The organism is Paenibacillus sp. An7 (assembly GCF_009870785.1).
Taxonomy (GTDB): domain Bacteria; phylum Bacillota; class Bacilli; order Paenibacillales; family Paenibacillaceae; genus Paenibacillus.
Genome location: NZ_WTWX01000006.1, coordinates 39907 through 61990 on the forward strand (window position 1 = coordinate 39907; position 22084 = coordinate 61990).

The 22084-nt window shown below is 41.1% G+C and carries 13 protein-coding genes and 1 pseudogene; 9 read left to right on the forward strand and 5 right to left on the reverse strand.

Features of this window, described 5'->3' with window-relative positions:
- Positions 1–462: 462 nt before the first annotated feature.
- The 3 genes and pseudogenes from GQY27_RS09805 to GQY27_RS22070 form a co-directional block, all read right to left on the reverse strand.
- Entirely contained in the window at positions 463–681 is a 219-nt protein-coding gene (locus GQY27_RS09805; protein ID WP_160033771.1) for a hypothetical protein, read from the reverse strand.
- A gap of 226 nt (positions 682–907) precedes the next feature.
- Complete coding sequence (locus tag GQY27_RS22065) at positions 908–1027, reverse strand: hypothetical protein (RefSeq protein ID WP_442950900.1); 120 nt, start codon at positions 1025–1027, stop codon at positions 908–910.
- A pseudogene (locus tag GQY27_RS22070) lies at positions 973–1140 on the reverse strand (hypothetical protein); the annotation flags it as partial. The gene GQY27_RS22065 and the pseudogene GQY27_RS22070, both read right to left, overlap by 55 nt.
- A gap of 228 nt (positions 1141–1368) precedes the next feature.
- Here GQY27_RS22070 and GQY27_RS09815 point away from each other — a divergent pair.
- Both GQY27_RS09815 and GQY27_RS09820 read left to right on the forward strand, forming a co-directional pair.
- Positions 1369–6027 carry a PDDEXK-like endonuclease domain-containing protein gene (locus GQY27_RS09815; protein ID WP_160033773.1) on the forward strand — a complete coding sequence of 1553 codons (4659 nt, stop codon included), beginning with the start codon at positions 1369–1371 and terminating at the stop codon, positions 6025–6027.
- Between the two features lie 1127 nt (positions 6028–7154).
- Positions 7155–8315 carry a glycoside hydrolase family 27 protein gene (locus tag GQY27_RS09820; RefSeq protein WP_160033775.1) on the forward strand — a complete coding sequence of 387 codons (1161 nt, stop codon included), beginning with the start codon at positions 7155–7157 and terminating at the stop codon, positions 8313–8315.
- A gap of 237 nt (positions 8316–8552) precedes the next feature.
- Here GQY27_RS09820 and GQY27_RS09825 read toward each other — a convergent pair whose 3' ends face one another.
- Complete coding sequence (locus GQY27_RS09825) at positions 8553–9365, reverse strand: AraC family transcriptional regulator (RefSeq protein ID WP_160033777.1); 813 nt, start codon at positions 9363–9365, stop codon at positions 8553–8555.
- 118 nt (positions 9366–9483) lie between these two features.
- On the opposite strand from GQY27_RS09825, the gene GQY27_RS09830 reads away from it, so the two are divergent.
- From GQY27_RS09830 to GQY27_RS09845, 4 genes are all read left to right on the forward strand, one after another.
- On the forward strand, positions 9484–10587 hold the full coding sequence (locus GQY27_RS09830) for a DUF1648 domain-containing protein (RefSeq protein ID WP_160033779.1): 1104 nt from the start codon (positions 9484–9486) through the stop codon (positions 10585–10587).
- Between the two features lie 552 nt (positions 10588–11139).
- Positions 11140–12108, forward strand: a complete 969-nt coding sequence (locus GQY27_RS09835; RefSeq protein WP_160033781.1) for a tRNA dihydrouridine synthase — start codon at positions 11140–11142, stop codon at positions 12106–12108.
- A gap of 359 nt (positions 12109–12467) precedes the next feature.
- Positions 12468–13625 (forward strand): cobalamin-independent methionine synthase II family protein, encoded by a 1158-nt coding sequence (locus GQY27_RS09840; RefSeq protein ID WP_160033783.1) that lies wholly within the window; start codon positions 12468–12470, stop codon positions 13623–13625.
- Positions 13626–13905: 280 nt separating this feature from the next.
- The gene (locus GQY27_RS09845) at positions 13906–14475 is read left to right on the forward strand and encodes an SF0329 family protein (protein ID WP_160033785.1); all 570 of its coding nucleotides are present in this window, start codon (positions 13906–13908) and stop codon (positions 14473–14475) included.
- Positions 14476–14722: 247 nt separating this feature from the next.
- On the opposite strand, the gene hcp is transcribed toward GQY27_RS09845, so the two are convergent.
- Positions 14723–16411 carry a hydroxylamine reductase gene (gene hcp / locus GQY27_RS09850; RefSeq protein WP_236570543.1) on the reverse strand — a complete coding sequence of 563 codons (1689 nt, stop codon included), beginning with the start codon at positions 16409–16411 and terminating at the stop codon, positions 14723–14725.
- A 212-nt stretch (positions 16412–16623) separates the two neighbouring features.
- Between hcp and GQY27_RS09855 the strand changes: the two genes are divergently transcribed.
- The 3 genes from GQY27_RS09855 to GQY27_RS09865 all read left to right on the forward strand — a co-directional run bounded on the left by GQY27_RS09855 (position 16624) and on the right by GQY27_RS09865 (position 21898).
- A complete protein-coding gene (locus tag GQY27_RS09855; RefSeq protein ID WP_160033787.1) occupies positions 16624–17646 on the forward strand; it encodes a 2-oxoacid:acceptor oxidoreductase family protein in 1023 nt (340 codons plus the stop codon).
- Positions 17643–19940, forward strand: coding sequence for a thiamine pyrophosphate-dependent enzyme (locus GQY27_RS09860; RefSeq protein ID WP_160033789.1), 2298 nt, complete (start codon positions 17643–17645; stop codon positions 19938–19940). Before GQY27_RS09855 ends, GQY27_RS09860 begins: the two co-directional genes overlap by 4 nt.
- 323 nt (positions 19941–20263) lie before the next feature.
- Positions 20264–21898 carry a formate--tetrahydrofolate ligase gene (locus GQY27_RS09865; RefSeq protein ID WP_160033791.1) on the forward strand — a complete coding sequence of 545 codons (1635 nt, stop codon included), beginning with the start codon at positions 20264–20266 and terminating at the stop codon, positions 21896–21898.
- Positions 21899–22084 lie beyond the last annotated feature (186 nt).

The window sequence follows — 22084 nt, forward strand, 5'->3', positions numbered from 1 at the left end:
AACTCATGCTATTCGTAATAAACTCGTGCTTAAAATCGAATAAAGATGTGATAAAAGAGGAAGGGCTCAATGGAGAAGGGGAAAACCCAGCTCCATCAAGCCTTTCCTCTTTTTTTATATCAAGACATTATTCAGATTATAATAAAGTCGTGATATAAAAAGTGGGGGAAGAAATCGAGAAAATGACCGTTTATAGCATGGGTTTATTTATTCGCCCAACGGTGGAATGCGGGTTTGTGGCCTGTTTTTTAGCAAGGGTTTATTCATACTGAACTGCTGACTAATACCTTATTAAAGCGTGTTTTTAAACATATACTTTATTCAGACGTGTCTTTTGAAATAGTTAAATTAATATTTGTTGAAACATAAAAAGCAGACGTTTTAGAAGTGTGATAATGCACCTCTAATTGGCCGTCTGCTTTTACAATTATTTTGCGAATGAACTGAGCTAAATCATAGGTGTTATTCCTTGAGAGGCTCGTTCATATCTAAATAATTTAGTGCATATTCTTTCAAATCATTAATAGCACCGTCTGTCGTTTTTGATTCAGCTTGTAATTCCTTTAATTCGACTTTCAGTTGATCGATTTGTGGGTTTAAAATAGCAATTAATCCATCATAGGCATCTTGGTCGATTTTATCGTCTAAAAGCTTTTCAAACGCTTTTTGTTTACGTTGCATTAGATTTCTAATTCATTAGAAATTGGTGCTTCTCTCGACAATTCATTCTTTTATAAAGAGTTTAGCTTTGAATCAAGTGACTTTTCAAATTCTGCTGTTTTAAATCTGCAAAGTATAATGAAATGGTATCTTTTAATGAAACCTTGATTAAATCTTTTTCTACTGGACGGAAATTATCAAAGTAAGCGATTTTTCATGCTTATTTTGATGTCCGCATACATAGCGATCACGTTAAAATTACATCCCCGCATTGTGAACGGATTCGTTTATGTGAAGAAATAAGCTGTTGAACTAATTCAAATTGATCACGTTGAATGATTGGTTTATGTAAATTTTCAACAATAATCCAATTTCTTCAGCATTTATTCGTCGCTTGTCGTTTCGAGGTGAGATAGTAGTTGTTTTACCCGCCACTATATAACCAACATATGCATGACGTTTTAATATTTGCCTAACTGTAGAGTCATGCCAGTACTACCCGCATTTTTATTACCTTTTCGAGTAGCAGGAGTTGGTTTTTTTTTACGGGATAATCCCCAAGCGATTACATCGAAACTGCGTCGCACTTCATATTACAGTCCGTCTATTAAAGTCAAAGAATAGGTAATTGGTTTTGTTTTACATTGATATTATTATAAAATTATGTAAAGGTTTTATTTGGTTTACCTAATTTAAGGAGTGGTAATATTGGAGACTTTGACTATAAATAATAAAGCAGCTAATTTAATTCAATATATAAATGACCTATCGAAACTGAAACAACGTCCTATATCTTCTTATAAAAGCTATGAGGACATAATTTGGATTGAGAAGGATATCCCTAATGAACCCGAAGTAACAGACTTTTTTAGAAGTGATATAAGCAATTGGCTTACAGTAAAAAAACCTGTAAAGCCTAAAGAACCTATACTACCTAATAACTTAAAAGATTGGCTAATGATTAATTTTTATAGTTTAACATACGAAATAATCGATGAAAAAAATCAACAAGTTATAAATGATGATAATGAAACAGTAATCGTTAAAGTAACGATTGATGAATTTCTAAATTTAAAAGAAGAGCGTAAAGCTTTCATTGAGAATGTGTGGGACCCTTACGTAAAAGAAATAAAGCGTATTAAAAATATTCAGGATTTATATGATCGACTATTTACAATCTATCAAATGCTTCAAACTAATGCTGAATCGCTTGAATTAATTGTAGGAATTGGTTTACTACAGTGGAAACTACCTAAGCAAGCGGTGGAAAGGCATATATTGATTAATAAAGTAGAGTTGCATTTTGATAAAGAAAAGGCAGTTTTTATTATTGAAGACGGTGCGAAAGGTCTTGCAATTGAATATGAAGAAGATATGCTATCACTTGAAAATCAGTTACAAAAAGGCGATAACAATGAAGTTCAAAAACTGATAAATGAAATCAGTGAAGAACAAAGTTTAATATCGCAAATAGAAACGATATTAAACACTGTTGCTAACGCATTAGATTCGCGTAGTCAATATAATGATTCATTAACAATCCCTAGTGTAAAAAATAGTGTATCACCACTAATATCTAGCAGCCCTGCATTTATATTAAGAAAGAAAACACAAAAAAGTTTCCAGCAGGCATGCGAAGTTGCGGTTCAGCAACTAAATGATAATGCTGTTGAAGTACCAACCAATTTAGCAAACATGTTTAATTATCAAAAAGTGAAAAAAAACAGGATTCGAGAATATGAAATCGCTAAAAATCATGAAATTGAGCTACCAAAAAGTAAGCCGTTTTATTTTCCTCTTCCTTCAAATGAAGAGCAAGAACGTATCATTAAATCACTATCGAATAAAGACAATGTTTTAGTTCAGGGACCTCCTGGGACAGGTAAAACTCATACGATAGCCAATCTAACGGCACATTTATTATCTACAGGTAATCGGGTACTTATTACAAGTCAAACTGCAAAAGCATTGAGCGTACTGAAAAGTAAACTCCCTATAGACTTACAAGCATTGACAGTAAGTTACTTAGGTGGTGATTCTAGCTCAATTAAAGATTTAGAAAAAGTAGTAAGTACTATCTCAGTAAATAAAGAACAGTTTAATTTAAGAGAAAAGGAGCTATTTGTTGAGCAAAAGGAACAGCAGTTAAAAGAATTAAAACAACAGTTAAATAAAACAAAAACCGAGTTGTTAGAAATTAGAGAACAAGAAACATACGAACATCATTTTTGTAAATTATATGCAGGCACGGCACAACAAATAGTAAAACAAATCCAATCATTAGATGATCAGTATAATTGGTATAAATCAGATGTTAACTTAGATACGACAGAAGCTTATTGGCAATTAGAAAAGAAATTAATCCAAGGAATAATCCAGCTTAATGCTATCTATGAAGATATACCTGATGAATATATATCATTCGATTATCCTAATTTATTAATCGAAAAAGAAATAAAAAATAATGAAGTGTTGTTTAATGAAGAAGAACGTTTAATTGAAAATTTAAAAGCGCTAGATGTAGATAAAAATGAAAGGCTAATTGAAGTAGCACAGTCGTTATCACAAGAGCAACAATTTGATTTAATAAACGAATTTGAACGTTATAGCAATTTGAAACAGACACTATTATTTAAAACTTATCCACATTTAGAAAATGCTTTAATCGATGTATTTATTAATCGAGGAATGAATTGGAAAGAGTATAACGAGCAATTAATGTACGCATTAAGTATGTATTTACAATTTGAAAATGAAGTAGAAGCATCTTTATTTGATGTAAAAGATATTTCACTTGCAAGCTTGAAAATTATGTCCGCAGATTTAACAAATCACTTGGATCAAGGCGGTAATTTAGGTAACTTTTTAATTAAGCCAAAAGTTGTAAAACAATATAAAGATCAATTAAGCGTTATAACTTACAACGGACAGTTACTAAAAACATCAGAACAAATTTACCTATTAAATAAATATGTTTTACAAGAAAGTGCAAAACAGCAGTTAAAAGAATTATTAGTACCATTGTTTATAGAAGAGCATTTAATGCAGCCCGTAACATTAAAACAGGAAGTTCAGTCCATTGTTGAACAATTAAATATTCTAAACGCTATACATGAATGGCGAGAAGCTGTATTAAATAAGTTTGAAGTATTTTCACCAAATGATTTTGATGAATCCTTTATTGAACAATTAAAAAATAATATACAAATCATTCAGATGGAAAAGCAATTACTAAAATTGAATATTAAGTTTAATTATATTAGTAAACCAATTGAAGAAGTTATAACAGATAAAACACATTCATTATATAAGGAGCTGTTAGAGGCTTTACGTGTAAGAAATAGTGATCTAGTACATAGAGTGTGGGGAAAATATGTAGTATATCAAGAAGTTAAGAAACGAGACGAAACAGTAATCGAACTTAAAAATAAGTTAGTAGCTCATTCACCGTTAGTGGGTACTAATTTTATTGAATCTATGGATGATAGAGTATGGCAAAAACGACTTTTAGAATGGGAAAAAGCCTTTGTTCATAAACAAGTGAAAAATTGGTTAGAAGCATTCTTATTACGTGATGAACAAATGTTATCCCAAAAATATGATGAACTTGAAATGCAAATAAAGCAGACAATCATTGATATTGGTTCTACCAAAGCATGGATTAATATGTTGAAGTCAATGACTGATTTGCAAAGTCAGCATTTAAAAGCATGGATGAAATCTGTTAAAAATGTCGGAAAAGGGACAGGTAAAAATGCGGCAAGATATCGAATGGAAGCACAAATGCATATGGAGAAATGTATGAGAGCCATTCCAGCCTGGATTATGCCGATGCATCAAGTATACGATAGTTTTGAAATTAAGCCTAACTTATTTGATGTAGTAATTATTGATGAAGCGAGTCAATCTTGGCATGAAGCATTATTATTAAAATTTATTGCGAAGAAAATGATTATTGTTGGAGATGATAAACAAATTAGTCCAACTATAATCGGGATTGATGAAGATGATGTGAAGAAGTTACAGACAAGATATTTCAAAGAAATTGATTTTGATTTTGGGTTTGATCTAAACATTAAAAATTCATTTTTCGATATATGTTACATCATGTTTAAAGATACGATTACACTTCGTGAACATTTCCGGTGTATGCCGGAGATTATTGGGTTTTCTAATTTAATTTCATATAGTGACAGACCTTTAATTCCTTTACGACAATATCCAGCAGATCGTCTTGAACCAATAAAGACCAAGTATTTGCCAGAAGGAGTTCGTGAAGGAACAGGTCAGTATGCATTTAATGAAGCAGAAGGGGATGCAATTGTTGAAGAAATAACGAAATGTCTTGAAAATCCTCAATATGAAGGTAAAACCTTTGGGGTTATTTCATTACTAGGTATCGGACAAGCTAAGCATATTCAAAATAAATTACTGCAAACAATAGGAGCAGAAGTGATGGAGGAACGCCATATTATATGTGGCGACGCCTATAGTTTCCAAGGAGACGAAAGGGATGTTATTTTCCTTTCAATGGTAGCAGCAAAAGGTGAAAGACGTATAACAGCATTAACTACTGAAAGCGCTCGTCAAAGATTTAATGTTGCAGCCAGCCGAGCTAAAGATCAATTATGGTTAATGCATTCTATTACGATAAATGATATTTCTAATCGAGAATGTTTACGATACCAGCTATTATCTTATGTAGCAAATCCAATACAGGAAGAAAATGAGTCGAATCGTATGCTGTGTGAAAGTGAATTTGAAAAGAGTGTATTCGATGCTATAACGGCTAGAGGGTATAAGGTCATTCCACAATATCAAGTGAACGGCTATCGTATTGACTTAGTAGTTGTAGGTGAAAAAACAAGATTAGCGGTTGAATGTGACGGAGATTATTGGCATACCTCACCCGAAGATACAGAGCGAGACTTCCAACGAGAAAAGATATTGCAACGTGCTGGCTGGAGATTTTGGCGTATATTAGGAAGTAAATACTATCACAATCAAGATAAAGCGTTGGAATCATTATGGGTTACATTAGAGGAAATGGGTATTTATCCATTTGTAGAAGCAACAGAACAACAAATTGACATAGGATTAAAAGAAGTAGCAGCTGATATTGTTGAAAATGGCCACACTAGTAATCAAACGGAAACTTATAATCGTGTGAAAAAATTATTACGAATGGAAGGTTTTGAAGTTTTACAGGACCGACCATTAACAAACAAGCTTTATGTAGTAGGTTCGAAATTATTACAAAGAGAACTTGATTATGTTCTTCCCAAAGGTATTCAAACTACGTTTTATCAAGATGGATTAGATATTTCAGAAGGAATGCCAGTGTGGGTTGCTATAATAAACGAGTAATCTACCCGTAAATCAAAAAAGTTCCAGTTAATGGAGAATAAAGTATTCTTTACCCTAGCGGTGAAATCTTATTATATGTTATTCAAAAAGAATATGAAATCGAAGCTGCAAGAAAAAGAGATCTTGATGAAATCGCATCAAAGCCTTTAGGTCAAATTGCTACTAAATTAGCAGACTCAGAACTGATGTTGAAGATAATGGTGAAATATACGAGGATAAAGATTACAATTATACCATAAAACGGTTGTATTCATCTCTAATAGCGGTTAAGTCGAATTTGAGAGAAGTTACTAAGAAGGGAAAGGTTTAATTAGAAGATAAGGATAGTTGGTGGAGAGATTCTACTAAAGGGGTTCGGAGAGAAAAAGAGTAGTAATCCTTTTCAACCTCCAACAACAACAAATGATGCTGGAAAGTAAGATGTTAGAAGTGTTACTGAAACTGTCGATTGGAGAATACAGCTCTTCGAAAGAGCTAATTCTAAAAAAGTCGAATAAAAAGTAGGTGATTCTACTACATCCTGATTTTTAAAATGTCAATGCTCAGCACTTACGGCATGTTGAATCCGTGGCAGTGTTGGTTAGTGATTTTGTAGCCAACAAATAAACTCATGCTATTTGCAATAAACTCGTGCTAAAATCGAATAAAGACGTGAAAAAATAGGGGAAGGGAAGAATGGAGAGAGGGGAAAACCTAGCTCCATCAAGCCTTTCCTCTTTTTTTATCAAGACATTATTCGGTTTATAATAAAGTTGTGATATAAAAAGTGGGGGTAAAAAATTGAGAAAATGACGTTTTGTAGCAAGGGTTTATTTATACTAAACAAATATAATAGAAAGAACGAATTCTTAGAGTGGAATTCGTTCTTTTTGTTTTTCTAAAAAGGAAGAAAAGCATGCCTTCAGTTCCACTTTTATATCGTATAACTGCTTGTAATTTTTCGTCTGAACTAAACTTAGTCAGTTCAATAGACGGGTGGTTTTGTTTTTCTTCATCGCTATTAAAAATGATTCAAAGCAATAAATGTCCATATAGAAGCAACTTCTTGCTATAGGCATGGATAGGAGGAAAAATTAGACTAGTGGCATACATACGACAATTATACGCCGGAAAGGGATGGAGCCACTATGGATAAACTGCTTGGCTTGACACCAGCAATGGGATGGAATTCTTGGAACACTTTCACCTGGGATATCAATGAACAACTGATCCGAGATGTAGCTGACGTATTTGTGTCGGAAGGATATAAAGATGCTGGGTACGAATATATCGTCATAGACGATTGCTGGAGCTTAAGGGAAAGAGATGAGGAAGGAAGATTGGTGCCGGACCCTAAGAAATTTCCCAGCGGAATGAAGAGTCTATCTGATTATATTCATTCCAAGGGGCTAAAGTTCGGCATGTACTCTTGTGCGGGAACCCATACCTGCGCTGGATATCCAGGAAGCTTCGAGCATGAGTTCCAGGACGCGGCAACCTTCGCAGAATGGGGCGTAGATTTTCTGAAATACGATTATTGTTTCAAGCCACGGAATATGTCCGGAGAATTACTTTATAAAAGAATGAGTTTAGCCCTTAAAAACTGCGGTAGAGACATTCTTTTCTCTGCATGCAATTGGGGGGAAGACGACGTATATCAATGGATTAGGGAATCAGGCGCCCACATGTACCGTTCTACAGTTGATATTCAGGATAACTGGGAGTCCATCAAAAACTTAGCGATTTCCCAGCTTGGCAAGGAATGCTACACGGGGTCCTTCTGCCACAACGATATGGACATGCTGGTCGTAGGGATGTATGGCGGCAGCAACAACGGCTTTATCGGAAACAAGATCGGCGGTTGTACGGACAATGAATATAAAACCCACTTTTCCTTATGGAGCTTAATGGGATCCCCGCTAATGATCGGTAGCGACATACGTAAAGCGAGCCAGCCTACAAAAGATATTCTGCTGAACAAGGATATTATTGCGATCAATCAGGGCTTGGAAGCTCGCGGAGCCTACCGTATTAAGCCGGAACCCAATTGGTTCCATACGGATGAAACTTTTATGCTGGTGAAGGCATTAACTAATGGGGATGTGGCCGTAGGTCTTTTCAATCTGAGCGATAGCCAAAGGGAACTGCCTTTGTTATTTTGGGATATCGGGATTCCTTATGCATCCGGAGTTTCACTTTCACTGTACGATTGTTGGGAGCATAAGGAACTTGGCGTATTCAAGGAAAGATTCAATGCCGTCGTGCCGGCTCATGATTGTATGATCATCCGCGCAAAGCTGGTGAATTAACCGTGAATCCCCAGATATGCAAAGAGTGTGGAGCTCCATTAATGGCAGATGATATCGCCATTTATTCCAAACTTGTGACAAGGTATGCGAAGGAATTTCTATGTATCGATTGCCTGGGCATAGAGTTGAAATGTGGTCGGGAACCCATCGAAAAGCTGATCAGATATTTCCGGGAATCGGGAAATTGCGTACTATTCCGCTGATGCCTCGGGTCAGGGGGAGCGTTGTGCATCATGGTCAAGCTTCCTCTTTCCCACCGGAGGCAAGAGCATTCTTCTTCATGTACTCGGAAGGAGAGTAAGAGGTCGCCTTCTTAAACACCTTGGAGAAGTAGAGTTGATCTTGATAACCTACAGACCAGGCAACAGCCTTAATCGAAAACTTCGATGAATGCAGCAGTGTACAGGCTCGCTTTATTCGAATGGCCTTCAGATAGCTTAATATGGACATCCCGGTTGCATCCTTGAATAAACGGAACAAGTAGCTTCGTTCAATACTGACGTACTTGACGATATCAGAAACCGTCAGCGTCGCCTTCCAATAGTTGTTCTCGATATATTCCTTGGCAGATACTACATAGTCGTTTTTCTGGAGGATCTTCTCCTGGGGATAGTGCTCCATGTAATAAGATAATAGCAAGTGCAGGCAAGCACTCGATCGCTCTCTTTGAAACGGCGCCATACCTGTAGCCTCGATCTGGTGAAAAAACGGCTCCAGGTCGACGGGACTTTTCGTCACTATCGGCTTATCGTGGGTAAGCTTGGTCATGGACAAAAGGCGCTGCGATTCGGTACCTTTGAAGTCCACCCATACATATTCCCATGGATCCTGGGGATCGGGATAATAGTATACTTCCGTATTCGGGAAGATCATGAAGCTTTCGCCCCGAGTCAACTTATAGGTGGCATGGCCAACCTCATAATACCCGGTTCCGCGGACCACGTAATGCAGTGAAAAAATATCACGGACACCCCTCCAATGATGTAGATTGGGGGGTTTTTGTCCGCTGTCCGTACATATCAAATCCTCAGGAAGAAAGACCGAATTCATAAGAAATTGCCTCCGTGGCGTTTTAAAGTATTCATATCTGGAAAAATATTTAATTTAACCCTTGTATTCACTAAAAACGATTATAATAAAATTTATTGTAGATGAGGAGGGGAATGATATGACGATAATGCCTGTTTTAATAATGATCGGTGTATTTATACCTGCCATTGTACTCATGGTAAGCATGCCTTATTTAACAAGAGAAACGATTAGTTTTGGAGTTACTGTGAGCGCTGTGCAATTCCACAGTGAGCCTCTGCGCCAGATGCGGAGGTCTTATGTTAGGATTAGTACGATCTTACATACCATCCTACTCATTGTTTGTATTATCAGCCTAATATACAGTGATGAACAATCCAAACAACAAAGCTGGGTCATAACCACTTATTCACTCACCATGGTCGTAATCTCCCTAGTCATAAACATTAGTTATCATTTCAAAATGAAAAGTCTACTACCTACGCTGCCTATTGCTCCAGAATCTTCGATCTTGGCAGTAGACACTGGTTTTCGGAAAAGAAACATTGGCTTTTCTAGTAAATGGTTCCTTATTCATGTCTTAATTATTGTTGTTAGTATTGTAACTGTGCAACGCAACTACGATTTAATTCCTGATCAGATTCCGATCCATTACAACAGCAGTTGGAAGGTAGACCGCTATGCCGATAAATCGTATAGCTCTGTGTTTATGCCTACATTAATGCAAGTGTTTATCACACTTTTGTTCCTATTTGAGAATTGGAGTATTCGTAGAGTGAAGCAGCAGGTTCACCCCACGGATCCGAGCCGTTCCATCAGGCAAGACGTAACTTTCCGCCATGCTTGGTCCTGTTTTATGATTACAGCAAGCATCTTAATCGTTATCCTGCTTTCTGCCGTGCAACTAAACATGATATCTCTGCTTAACATCAATTTCGCTATCTCTATTATCTTAATTAGTATAGCCTTTATTAGCTTATACTTCTTCGCTTTATCGTTCTGGGCTGGTCAAGGCGGAAGCCGCTTGGAGCAATCTGCCGATAGATTTAACGTCAGACCTGTCCATAATGATGATAAATGGCTGTTAGGTATGATTTATTTCAATCGCAAGGATTCAAACCTTCTCGTTGAGAAAAGGTTCGGAGTCGGCTGGGGCTTAAATTTTGGTCATCCAGTAAGCTGGCTGTTTTTGCTCGGGATTATTATACTGCTAGTTGGGGTGAGTACAAGATTTGGAGGTTAGTACTCACCAGAGTGATATAGCTTTCAGCAAATTAGTATTGCATATTAACTAATGATGTTTTTTAACAATTTTACTGCATAAGCGGCTGGATTGTTTGTCAATCTCTGAGATCTTGAGAAAGACACGATTTTGTAGCAAGAGTTTATTTATTTGCCCCAACAGTGGACTGCAGGTTTGTGGCCTGTGATTTACATACTGAATAGGATAATTTAATTGGAGATGTATTGGGAGATAGCAAAGAGGGGTGGCTAACCTCTCTTTTTTGTTGCTTCAAGAGACGATACGCCGTTTTTATAAAAGCTAGAAATTAAGTTATTAATGGAGTTAGTTTATGTTTTTTCTTAGGTCTTCCATAATGATAAATGAATAAAGCTAGGGTATACTGTAAAATGATCTAATTCATTAATTTGAAAGTTCACATAGATGCTAGTTCCATTTGGTGATGGTCAGCTTTTCTACTGAATGTGTGTAAAAGAAATAGGCGATTATCGTTATTAATTTTTATTCAACATCTGAGATGTACCTATAAATGAAAGGATATGAAATTTAAATATGTCAGAAAATTTTTGGAACGACTTAGCTAAACCATTTTTCGTACTAGCTCCAATGGAAGATGTAACGGATGTGGTATTCCGTCATGTGGTAGCTAAAGCAGGCAGACCTGATGTGTTTTTTACTGAGTTCACAAACGCAGAGAGTTACTGTCATCCAGAAGGAATGAAGAGTGTTCGCGGACGCTTACTGTTTACAGAGGATGAGCAGCCGCTAGTTGCCCATATTTGGGGGGATCAACCTGAGAATTTTCGGAGAATGAGTATTGGCTTAGCGGAGATGGGTTTTAAAGGGATTGATATTAACATGGGCTGTCCTGTCCCAAATGTCGCACAAAGAGGGAAAGGCAGCGGTCTTATTCTTCGTCCAGATCTGGCAGCAGAGCTTATCGAGGCGGCAAAAGCGGGCGGGCTGCCGGTAAGTGTGAAAACACGGCTTGGCTTTAAGGAAGTAGACGAGTGGAGAGAATGGTTAACTCATATTCTAAAACAAGATATCGCGAACCTTTCTATTCATTTACGTACAAGAGATGAGATGAGCCAGGTCGATGCGCACTGGGAGCTCATTCCGGAGATTAAGGAATTACGTGACCAAATCGCACCACACACATTACTTACCATTAACGGTGATATTCTTGACCGCCAGATGGGGCTTGCACTTGCCGCAAAATATGGTGTGGACGGCGTGATGATTGGACGCGGTATTTTCAAAAATCCGTTTGCCTTTGAGAAAGAACCGAAAGAGCATAGCAGTAAGGAGCACCTGGATCTCCTAAGATTGCAGCTTGATCTTCATGATCAGTATATAGAAGTGCTGCCTCGTTCCGTATCAGCGCTTCATCGTTTCTTTAAGATATATGTCAAAGGATTCCGTGGTGCAGGTGAACTCAGAAATCAATTGATGAACACAAAATCTACAGATGAAGTACGTGCGTTGCTTGATCATTTTGAAGCAAATCATATGGATTAATACTTAACAGTGTGTGGATTAGACTGTACTAAGCAACTTACGTTTTTATATAAGCCGAAAAATAGGATCCTACTAATCTAACAATTTGTAACATCGATGTTTACAACATGTGAGCCAAGCTTTTTAATTAGTGTGCCGAACTTCTCGAAGTTCGGTTTTTTTGTATTAGACAGGTATGAGATAGGTATGAGACAGCTCTCCCTGTAAGGAGATGATAATAACTATAGGGTAAGCTTAACTTCTGGTTATAGCTTTTAGCTATAACCAGGTATTCCTTTTAAGTGTTATGTGTATCGTAATCCTCCATGCTAGAATCAAGACAATACATAACGAGATATACAAACAAGGAGGAAATACAAATGTGCAATAGATTTCAAATCGTAGGCAGCTTGCTGCGTCCGTCGGACTTATTAGAATATAAACATGAGATTGAACACCGTGATGATATCACTTATCCTTTTTACCAAGATTTCGAGGGGTATGAGCAGTGTGAGACGGATGCAATTAAAGCCGTAGTCGATAAAGAAATTAAAAATGGTGTATCCATTCTTACCGATGGAGAGTATTCCAAATCGATGTGGCATTTGGATTTTGTCTGGGGCTTTGAAGGAGTTGACCGCTATATTGCGGATCATGGATACTTTTTCAGAGATACGGATGGAGCTTCTAAATATGAGACTCGAAAAGATATTGGTCTGCGTATTACAGGCGAATTAAGCGGTAAAAATCATCATTTCATTCATGTGTATAAAGAGCTGCAAGCCGCTGCGGGTGACCATGAAACCAAGCTGTGCGTACCATCTCCATCCCATATTTTTGGAGAACTATCTTGGTCAGATAACATTGGCGGCGCGGAAGCTGTTTATAAAGATCGACATGAGCTTAAAGAGGGTCTCGTTAAAGCTTATAAGGAATTTGTAGAGGATTTTGCCGCTGTAGGAGGAAAAATTCTGCAATTCGACGATTGCCTATGGGAACTGTTCGCAGATGATAACCCGAACTCTCCTTATACGGGCGAGAATATCGATCAAGAGGAAGTGCAGGCTCTTGCTGCCGAATTTATCGACATTAACAATACCATTATTGATTATGGTCACAGCTTAGGTCTCAAAATGTGGACACATAACTGCCGTGGTAACTATGATTCCCGGAATATGGGCGGCGGCTCATATGCCAAGATTGCGAATCTATTCTTGAAGCAGCTGAAATACGATCGCTTTTTCCTTGAATGGGATGATGAACGTGCAGGATCACTTGAGGCACTTGCCGTTTTTAAAGATAAGCCTGAAACAGAAATTGTACTTGGATTGTTGTCTTCCAAAACTAATACGCTTGACGATGAGGCTCGTGTAATCAGAATGCTTGATGAAGCATCGAAAATTATTGATAAAGATCGTTTATTACTTTCTCACCAATGCGGTTTTGCGTCTTGTGATGGCGGTAATGAACTCACAGAAGATGAACAGTGGGCGAAGATTAATCAAGGACAACGTATTGCAGCGCAATATTGGGGTTAGTTGAATCGATTTCATAATACCTTTGGTTGCTTTAATCAGGAGTAAGAGGGAAGTAGATTCTCTCATGCGGACTGTCGATGGTACTTATCGGCAGTCTTTTTTCTATGCATAGACGAACGTGCTGTAAAATAAATAAAGATATGATAGAATCGGGGGAAGGTCTGAATGGACGATACAGAGTCTTTAAGTTAGAGAATGTTTCGTCATACGACAAGAAAGCATAGAAAGCCGGGCAACCGCAAAAAATAGGCAGTTTAGGCGTTAAGAAATAGGAGGATCTATGTCCTGGAGTAAATTGAAGAAAGAACTGGAGAGTTTTCTCTCTCCTGCGTTAATTGGAAGAGTTGAATACCGTGCAACAAGCTATCATTATTTACTTGGTAAATCAGGGAATTGTTATATTGCCGTTGATAAAAAGAATGTACTCAACATGAGTGATCCAAATAACACGATCAGATGGTATCAGTCAGACCAAGAAATAAAAAGTGATTCCACTCTGGAAGTCCCCATTAGCAATGAAGAGATGGAAGCGGTCAGACAAGATACGAAGGGAACCGTTCCCGAAGATCGGTTAATCGTAATTGCAAGAAAGAGGAAAATATCTGAACTTGCTAAGGAGCTTATGACAGCCCAAGCAACTTTAACTAAATCTAATTTTGTCGTTGCAGCGACCAAGTACTTATCTACTTCCATAGAGGATAACCTAGAAAGTAATGATATCCTATTAAATGTATTCGCATTAATCGACAGACGAGTTGGGAAGAAACGAATTCTAAACATGTCTGAGAAGATAAAGTTAAAGCATCCCATTGTGCAGTATTTTTATGAACTGCGGCGCAGTACATTATAATAAATAACTTCATTAAATAATTATTCAAGTAGATAAACTAATACGTGTCTTGTACCTATTCATGTCAGTGAAATAGGAAATCATTGAATCTTAGTATAAAAAGAAAAAGAAGACAACAGGGTGGTTAAACTGCCCCCCCGGAGGATAGACTCTTCTAAAAGTGTCTACTCTGTAGGAGACCGTTTAGGTCCTGTGTGTCTTCTTTTTTGTGTTCATTTAGCAAACAACAATACGGGGCATATATTTATTAGGCACCTAGGAACATTTTCATGTCATCTTCCACATTAGTAATACCGCCGATCCCGAAGTTCTCTACGAGTACTTTGACAACGTTAGGGGATAGAAATGCAGGAAGCGTAGGGCCGAGATGAATATTTTTAACGCCAAGATACAGCAGGGCAAGGAGCACGATCACTGCTTTTTGCTCGTACCAGGCAATGTTGTAGGAAATCGGCAGTTCATTGATATCCTCAAGTTCGAATACTTCCTTCAGTTTCAAAGCGATAACGACCAGGGAGTAAGAATCATTGCATTGCCCAGCGTCCAGAACCCGCGGAATTCCGCCGATCTCGCCTAGATCCAGCTTATTGTATTTGTATTTGGCACAGCCTGCAGTCAGGATGACCGTATCTTTCGGAAGCTCGGCTGCAAAGTCGGTGTAATAATTGCGGGATTTCATCCGCCCGTCACAGCCGGCCATGACGAAGAATCGGCGGATTGCACCTGTTTTCACAGCATCGACAATTTGATCGGCCACGTTCATCACAGCAGCATGAGCGAAGCCGCCAATAATCTCGCCTGTTTCAAGTTCGGTTGGAGCTGGGCACTGTTTTGCTTGTTTAATCAGCGCAGAGAAATCCTTTGGAGCGCCATCAATTCCTTCTGGAATATGACGGACGCCCGGAAATCCGGTGTTGCCCGTTGTATAAATGCGATCCTTATAACTATCCTTCGGCGGAACGATACAGTTGGTTGTCATGAGAATCGGTCCGTTAAAGGCTGCAAATTCACTAGTCTGCTTCCACCAGGCATTTCCGTAATTGCCTACAAAATGCTCATACTTCTTAAACGCTGGATAATAGTGAGCAGGAAGCATTTCACTGTGCGTATACACGTCCACGCCGGTTCCTTCCGTCTGCTTCAGCAGCTCTTCTAGATCCTTCAGATCATGACCGCTGATGAGAATGCCGGGCCGGTTTCTAACCCCGATATTCACCTTCGTTATTTCCGGATTTCCGTACACGGAGGTGTTTGCTTCGTCAAGCATCGCCATTGCGTTTACACCGTATTTACCCGTTTCCATCGTCAAAGCCATGAGATCCTGCACTTCAAGGCTGTCGTCAAGCGTAGCTGCAAGCGCACGGCGCATAAATTGGTTGAGTTCCTTGTCATCCTTCTCCAGGTGAAGCGCATGATACGTATATGCGGCCATCCCCTTCAGTCCGTATGTAATCAATTCGCGCAGCGAGCGGATGTCTTCATTAGGTGTGGAGAGGACACCAACCGTACGTGCTTTTTCATCAAAAGCAGCTTCGTTATCCGCTTCCCACACAGCAGCATCCGGGAGACTTGCAGCCCGGTCTGGATATTGTTCATTATAATAGCCTCGCACCTCGCCGCGGAGCGCAAACGCTTCTCTTATTTTTCCTACAAAAATTTCGCGGTCAAAGTTGGCGTTCGTAATCGTTGCAAACAAGGAGTCCATGATAAACAGCGATACGCGCTGTTCAAGTACTTCTGGCAGCCGGACATCTTGAGTGAGATAAGAGATACCTTTCAGCAGATAAATCAGCAAATCCTGCAGGTTCGCCACGTCATGCGGTTTACCGCATACCCCGATCAGGGTGCAGCCTGTTCCTTTGGATGCTTCTTGGCATTGGAAGCAGAACATGGATGGCTGATGCTGTAAGGTCTGCTCTGTCACGTTGTTATTCATTATCTTTCCTCCTGTTTTCATGTCATTCTTTATCGTTTGATTCAGTATAAGTTTGCCCTTCAATTGGACTGTCAGAAGTCAGTATACCCCGCCGCCAAGGCGGTATGGGTGATTGGAGTCACTATTTTTAAGGTTGTGATTAAAATCACAACCAGCGTTCGTCTCTTCTTTTAAACTGGTATCATTGACCCTAGAAGAAATGAGGAGAGAAGATGTCGATTTTACCTCAAAAAAATGAACTGGGATTTTACGAGATCCGTCTTGAATCCATCGGCGGGCTTGGTGCCAACTTAGCTGGAAAAATGTTGGCCGAAGCCGGAGTGACTGGCTCTGGTCTGAACGGTTCCAATTTTTCTAGTTATGGTTCGGAGAAAAAAGGTTCACCGGTAAAGAGTTTCGTAAGATTCTGTGATCCAGACGTGGAAATCCGCGATCACAGTCCCATTGAACAGCCGCATGTAGTTGGCGTATTTCATGAGGCATTATATACAACAGTTGATGTAATAAGCGGATTAAGACCGGGCGGAACGGTGCTTGTGAACACAGCGCGAGAACTTTCCGAAGTCGCCGCAGATTTGAATATGACGCAAGGTACTCTGGCCGCGATCGATGCGCTGAGAATTTCCGTTGAGGAAAAAACGAAAGTCAATACAGCGATGCTAGGTGCTTTGTTCCGGATTTGCAGCTTCCTTAACCCGGACGATATGCGGCAGGTGATTCGTAAGACTTTTGAAAAAAAACTGCCACATCTGGTCGAAGCAAATTTACGTACTTTTGATAGAGGATATAACGAAGTCCAGTTTCTTTCTTTAGAAAACGACGCAGAGCTTATGGACCAAGCGGCTTTTGTAAGACCACAGCCGATCCTCGGATATGAAACGCAGGAGCGGGGCGGAATACTGAAGGTTACAGCAAACAGCGTACTGAAGGATCTTAGCAGCTCCCGGCAAGGTTATTTGCCAGAATACAAACAGGAGAACTGCATTAGCTGTGCCGCCTGCGATACGGTATGTCCGGATTTCTGTATCGTATGGGAACAGAAACCGGATAAACGCGACAACCTGCAGATGTTTATGAAAGGGATCGATTATCAGTACTGCAAAGGCTGCCTAAAATGTGTGGAAGCTTGTCCGACGAGCGCTTTGTCCGCCATGTTGGAAGAGCCATATTATGCGCAGCAACACCGGGTGCCGCAATCATTTCCCTATCTAACTGCGGAGGGAGTTAAATCATGAACATGCAAATGACAGAAACAACGGGGCAAAAGATGCCGGCCGCTCAAACCGCGGTCTTTGAATCAGGCAACGAAATGGCAGCCATGGCTGCTGCCCAGATTAACTATCATATCATGGGTTATTTCCCAATTACGCCGTCTACAGAAATCGCTCAATATCTTGATATGATGCGTACGCGCGGCGAACACGATATCAAGCTGATTCCAGCTGATGGTGAACACGGCTCTGCCGGTATTTGCTATGGTGCAGCTGCTGCCGGAGCACGGGTATTTAACGCCACTAGCGCAAACGGGTTCCTGTATATGATTGAACAGCTTCCCGTGCAGGCAGGTACTCGTTTTCCGATGGTCATGAATCTGGTAACACGAGCGGTCAGCGGCCCACTGGATATCCGAGGGGATCATTCCGATCTTTATTACGGCCTGAACACCGGCTGGGTAATACTGACAGCCCGTTCACCGCAAGCAGTATATGACCTCAATATCATGGCGCTGCGTATTGCTGAACATGAAGACGTACGTCTGCCCGTTATCGTGGCTTATGACGGCTTTTTCACATCGCATCAGAAACGCCGGGTACAAATATTTACGAACCGGGAAACGGTGCAGAAGTTTGTAGGGGAGCAGGCGCCGGCATTCCCGCATGTGCTGGACGAGAACAATCCGATCGTCGTTGGGGCTTATATGAACGGCGACGATTTGATCAACAACCACTATCAGCAGTCAAACGCCATGTACCGTGCGGGCGAGGTATTCAAGGAAGTGGCAGAGGAGTACGCGGCTTTGTCGGGAAGATCCTATTCACCGCTTGATCTGTACCGCATGGAAGATGCGGAGGTCGCTTTATTCCTGCTCAATTCCGCGGCCGAATCGTCTAAAGACGTCGTAGACCGGCTTCGGGCAAAAGGGATTAAAGCGGGCGTAATCAGCCCGAATATTATTCGTCCGTTTCCGGCAAAAGAAATCCGCGAAGCGCTGACTGGTGTCAAAGCGCTGCTTGTGGGTGAACGTGCCGATTCTTATGGTGCGAATGGCGCTAATCTGACGCATGAGGTCAAATCGGCCTTGCAAGATTTACGCGGACCGCAGCCGATTGTGCTTTCCCGCATATTTGGCCTTGGCGGGAAAGATTATTACGCAGATGATGCCGAAGCTTTCTTTGCCTTGACGATCGAGGCAATGGAGCTGGGCTATGCAAAGGTTCCGTTTGATTATTACGGTCAAACACCGGGAGATGAGGCGAAAAAACTGCAGCCGGTTATTGCACCGATGAACGGAGACAGCTATAAATCCGGTCTGATTACCGTAAAAGTGGATGAGGCAACAAACAAGCTGGCTGTTAGAGTACCGCCGATGCGGGCACTTGCCGCCAAGCCGAAACGCTTTGCATCGGGTCATGGAGCCTGCCCGGGCTGCGGTATTTTCCCAGCACTGGAGCTCTTTTTCAAAGGGATCGAAGGTAATGTCGTTACTTTATTCCATACTGGCTGCGCTTATATCACCACAACGGGTTATCCGTATAACTCGCATAAACAGAGTTTCATTCATAACTTGTTCCAGAATGGGCCGGCTACTTTATCGGGTACAGTAGAAGCGTTCCTGGAGAAGAAACGCCGGGGAGAAATCGAAGTTCCCGAGGATTTCACATTTGTCATGGTCACCGGGGACGGCGGTATGGATATTGGTATGGGTTCAGCAATTGGGACGGCGCTCCGGGGCCATAACCTGATTATTCTGGAATATGATAACGAAGGTTACATGAATACGGGAGCACAGCTTTCCTATTCCACTCCTTTAGGACATATGACCAGTACGTCTGGCGTTGGCAAACAGCAACAGGGTAAACATTTCCATCACAAAGATACGGTGCAGATGATGGCAGCGGCGCATATTCCCTATGTATTTACAGGGACAGAAGCATTTCCGCAGGATCTTGTGAAAAAGGCGGCAAAAGCACAGTGGTACGCCCAAAATGTAGGTACCGTCTACGGTAAGCTGCTAATCACATGTCCGCTAAACTGGAAATCAAGCGATAAGGATGGGGAAAATATTGTTCGTGCGGCCGTGAATTCATGCTTCTTCCCGCTGTATGAAGTGGAGCAGGGAGAAACGAATATTACGTATGATCCTGATGCGAAGAAGAAACGCATTCCGCTTGCTGACTGGCTGAAATATATGGGCAAATCAAAACATCTGCTTAAGGATGAAAATAAAGAAATGCTTGCAGAGTTTGAGAGAGAAGTAGAGCGGCGCTGGTCGATTCTGAAAGCCAAGCACGAGAACCCGCTGCTTTAATGGCGAAAGAACATTCGCAGAAGTACAAACGGTGAGTGGCTAAAAAAGCGCTGGTTACAGCAGAGGCTAAATCACTGGCAAGGGATAATAGGGTAACTAAGCTAGCTTTATTCCTAATCTGTGTCCTCATTTTCAAAAAATGAGTATGTACTAAAATCGCCTCAAGATGGTTACCTATCTTGAGGCGATTTTTTTTATAATATAGAAGGAATAACGGAAAAGATAGAGAACGACCGGATGTAGAGAGAGCAGGATTTTGAGGGCTTGTGAATTCATGTTAACATCTGAATAGTGAATTAAACAGGAGAGGTATGAAGGCATCTATGAAACCAATTACAGAAGTTGCAGCAAAGCTAGGGCTGGATATGGATCAGCTTGAACTTTACGGAAAATGGAAAGCAAAGTTATCCGAGGATGTATGGGAATCCATCTCACATCGTCCAGACGGAAAGCTTATTCTTGTTACCGCGATGAATCCAACGCCAGCAGGAGAGGGCAAGACGCTCACAACGATTGGACTCACACAAGGATTGAATCGGATTGGACGGAAGGCTGCCGCCGCACTGCGTGAACCATCGCTCGGACCATGCATGGGCATGAAAGGCGGAGCCACAGGCAGCGGTAAAGCACAGATTGTGCCGGCTGAGGACATTAATCTCCACTTTACGGGCGATATCCATGCGATTACAGCAGCACATAATTTGCTCGCAGCACTCATCGATAACCACATTTTCCAAGGAAATGATCTGCGTCTTGACCCAGCTCGTATTGTCTGGAAACGGGCGCTTGATATGAATGATCGGCCGCTGCGTCAGATCGTCATTGGTATCGGCGATAACAACGGCACCGTGCGCGAAGATGGCTTCCTTATTTCGACGGCTTCGGAAGTAATGGCGGTGCTATGTTTAGCTGAAGATATGGATGATTTAAGAGAGCGGCTGAGCAGGATCGTGGTGGCATACGACATGGACAAGCGGCCAGTGACGGCGGGTGAGCTTCGGGCTGTAGACGCGATGTGTGCCCTGCTTAAAGATGCAATCCATCCGAACCTGGTACAGACGATTGAAGGTGACCCGGTGTTCGTCCACGGCGGGCCGTTTGCGAACATCGCCCACGGATGCAGCAGCATACGGGCCACCCGTCATGCTCTTAAGCTGGCGGATTACGTTGTGACAGAAGCAGGATTCGGTGCAGATCTCGGCGCGGAGAAATTCATGGACATTAAGTGCCGTAAGGGGAATCTGCATCCTTCGGCTGCGGTTATTGTCGCGACTGTACGTGCGTTAAAATACAATGGCGGTGTACCGAAGCAGGAACTTCTGGCGGAGAATGCGGAAGCGATACATACTGGTTTCAGTAACTTACGCCGGCATGTGGAGAACATGCGTACCTTCGGTGTACCGGTAATCGTTGCGATTAACCGCTTTGCGACAGATAGAGAGGCAGAGCTGGCGCAGGTTGCAGAGCTCTGTGCAGGGCTTGGTGTAAAGGCCGTTATCTCAGATGCCTGGGAACATGGCGGCGAAGGCTGCCGCGAGTTGGCGCAGGAAGTGGCGGAGCTTGCTGATGGGTCTGCAGGAGAAACGTTCCAGCTGCTTTATCCTAATGACATGCCGATTACGGAGAAGATTGAGACAATTGTTACGCGAATTTACCGCGGAGCTGGAGTCAAATATCGCCCGGCTGCGAGGCGAGCACTAGAGGAACTGGAGCGGCTTGGTGTGCGAGACCTTCCTGTCTGCATGGCGAAGACACCATACTCTTTTACAGATCGACCTGCTGTACTCGGGGCGCCGGAAGATTTTACAATTGAAGTTCAGGATATCCGCTGGTCTGCTGGTGCAGGGTTTGTTGTCGTCCTGACCGGGAAAGTAGTTACGATGCCAGGGCTGCCTGTAGAGCCAGCGGCATGGCGCATAAGACTTGATGAGGCTGGGCATATCGAAGGCCTGTTCTAATATGCGGCGTTAGACAGCTGTCCTTCGTAAAGTGATGATTATAAACAAACGATCCTGTAAGATGTGCTAAAATATCTAGGCAAAGCCTTTCTAGCGAATGCTCTTTCTTTTCGTATATACTGGAATCAATTTCATAACTCATTAAAACGATAAAACCAATTAAGTTCTTAGGAGATGTATGACGAA

What these genes read in the sequence shown, in the direction of transcription:
- GQY27_RS09835 (WP_160033781.1), top strand. Translation starts at nt 11,140, where the DNA reads ATGTCAGAAAATTTTTGGAACGACTTAGCTAAACCATTTTTCGTACTA.
- GQY27_RS09840 (WP_160033783.1), top strand. Translation starts at nt 12,468, where the DNA reads ATGTGCAATAGATTTCAAATCGTAGGCAGCTTGCTGCGTCCGTCGGAC.
- GQY27_RS09830 (WP_160033779.1), top strand. Translation starts at nt 9,484, where the DNA reads ATGACGATAATGCCTGTTTTAATAATGATCGGTGTATTTATACCTGCC.
- GQY27_RS09845 (WP_160033785.1), top strand. Translation starts at nt 13,906, where the DNA reads ATGTCCTGGAGTAAATTGAAGAAAGAACTGGAGAGTTTTCTCTCTCCT.
- GQY27_RS09855 (WP_160033787.1), top strand. Translation starts at nt 16,624, where the DNA reads ATGTCGATTTTACCTCAAAAAAATGAACTGGGATTTTACGAGATCCGT.
- GQY27_RS09865 (WP_160033791.1), top strand. Translation starts at nt 20,264, where the DNA reads ATGAAACCAATTACAGAAGTTGCAGCAAAGCTAGGGCTGGATATGGAT.
- hcp (WP_236570543.1), bottom strand. Translation starts at nt 16,411, where the DNA reads ATGAATAACAACGTGACAGAGCAGACCTTACAGCATCAGCCATCCATG.
- GQY27_RS09825 (WP_160033777.1), bottom strand. Translation starts at nt 9,365, where the DNA reads ATGAATTCGGTCTTTCTTCCTGAGGATTTGATATGTACGGACAGCGGA.
- GQY27_RS09805 (WP_160033771.1), bottom strand. Translation starts at nt 681, where the DNA reads ATGCAACGTAAACAAAAAGCGTTTGAAAAGCTTTTAGACGATAAAATC.
- GQY27_RS09860 (WP_160033789.1), top strand. Translation starts at nt 17,643, where the DNA reads ATGAACATGCAAATGACAGAAACAACGGGGCAAAAGATGCCGGCCGCT.
- GQY27_RS09820 (WP_160033775.1), top strand. Translation starts at nt 7,155, where the DNA reads ATGGATAAACTGCTTGGCTTGACACCAGCAATGGGATGGAATTCTTGG.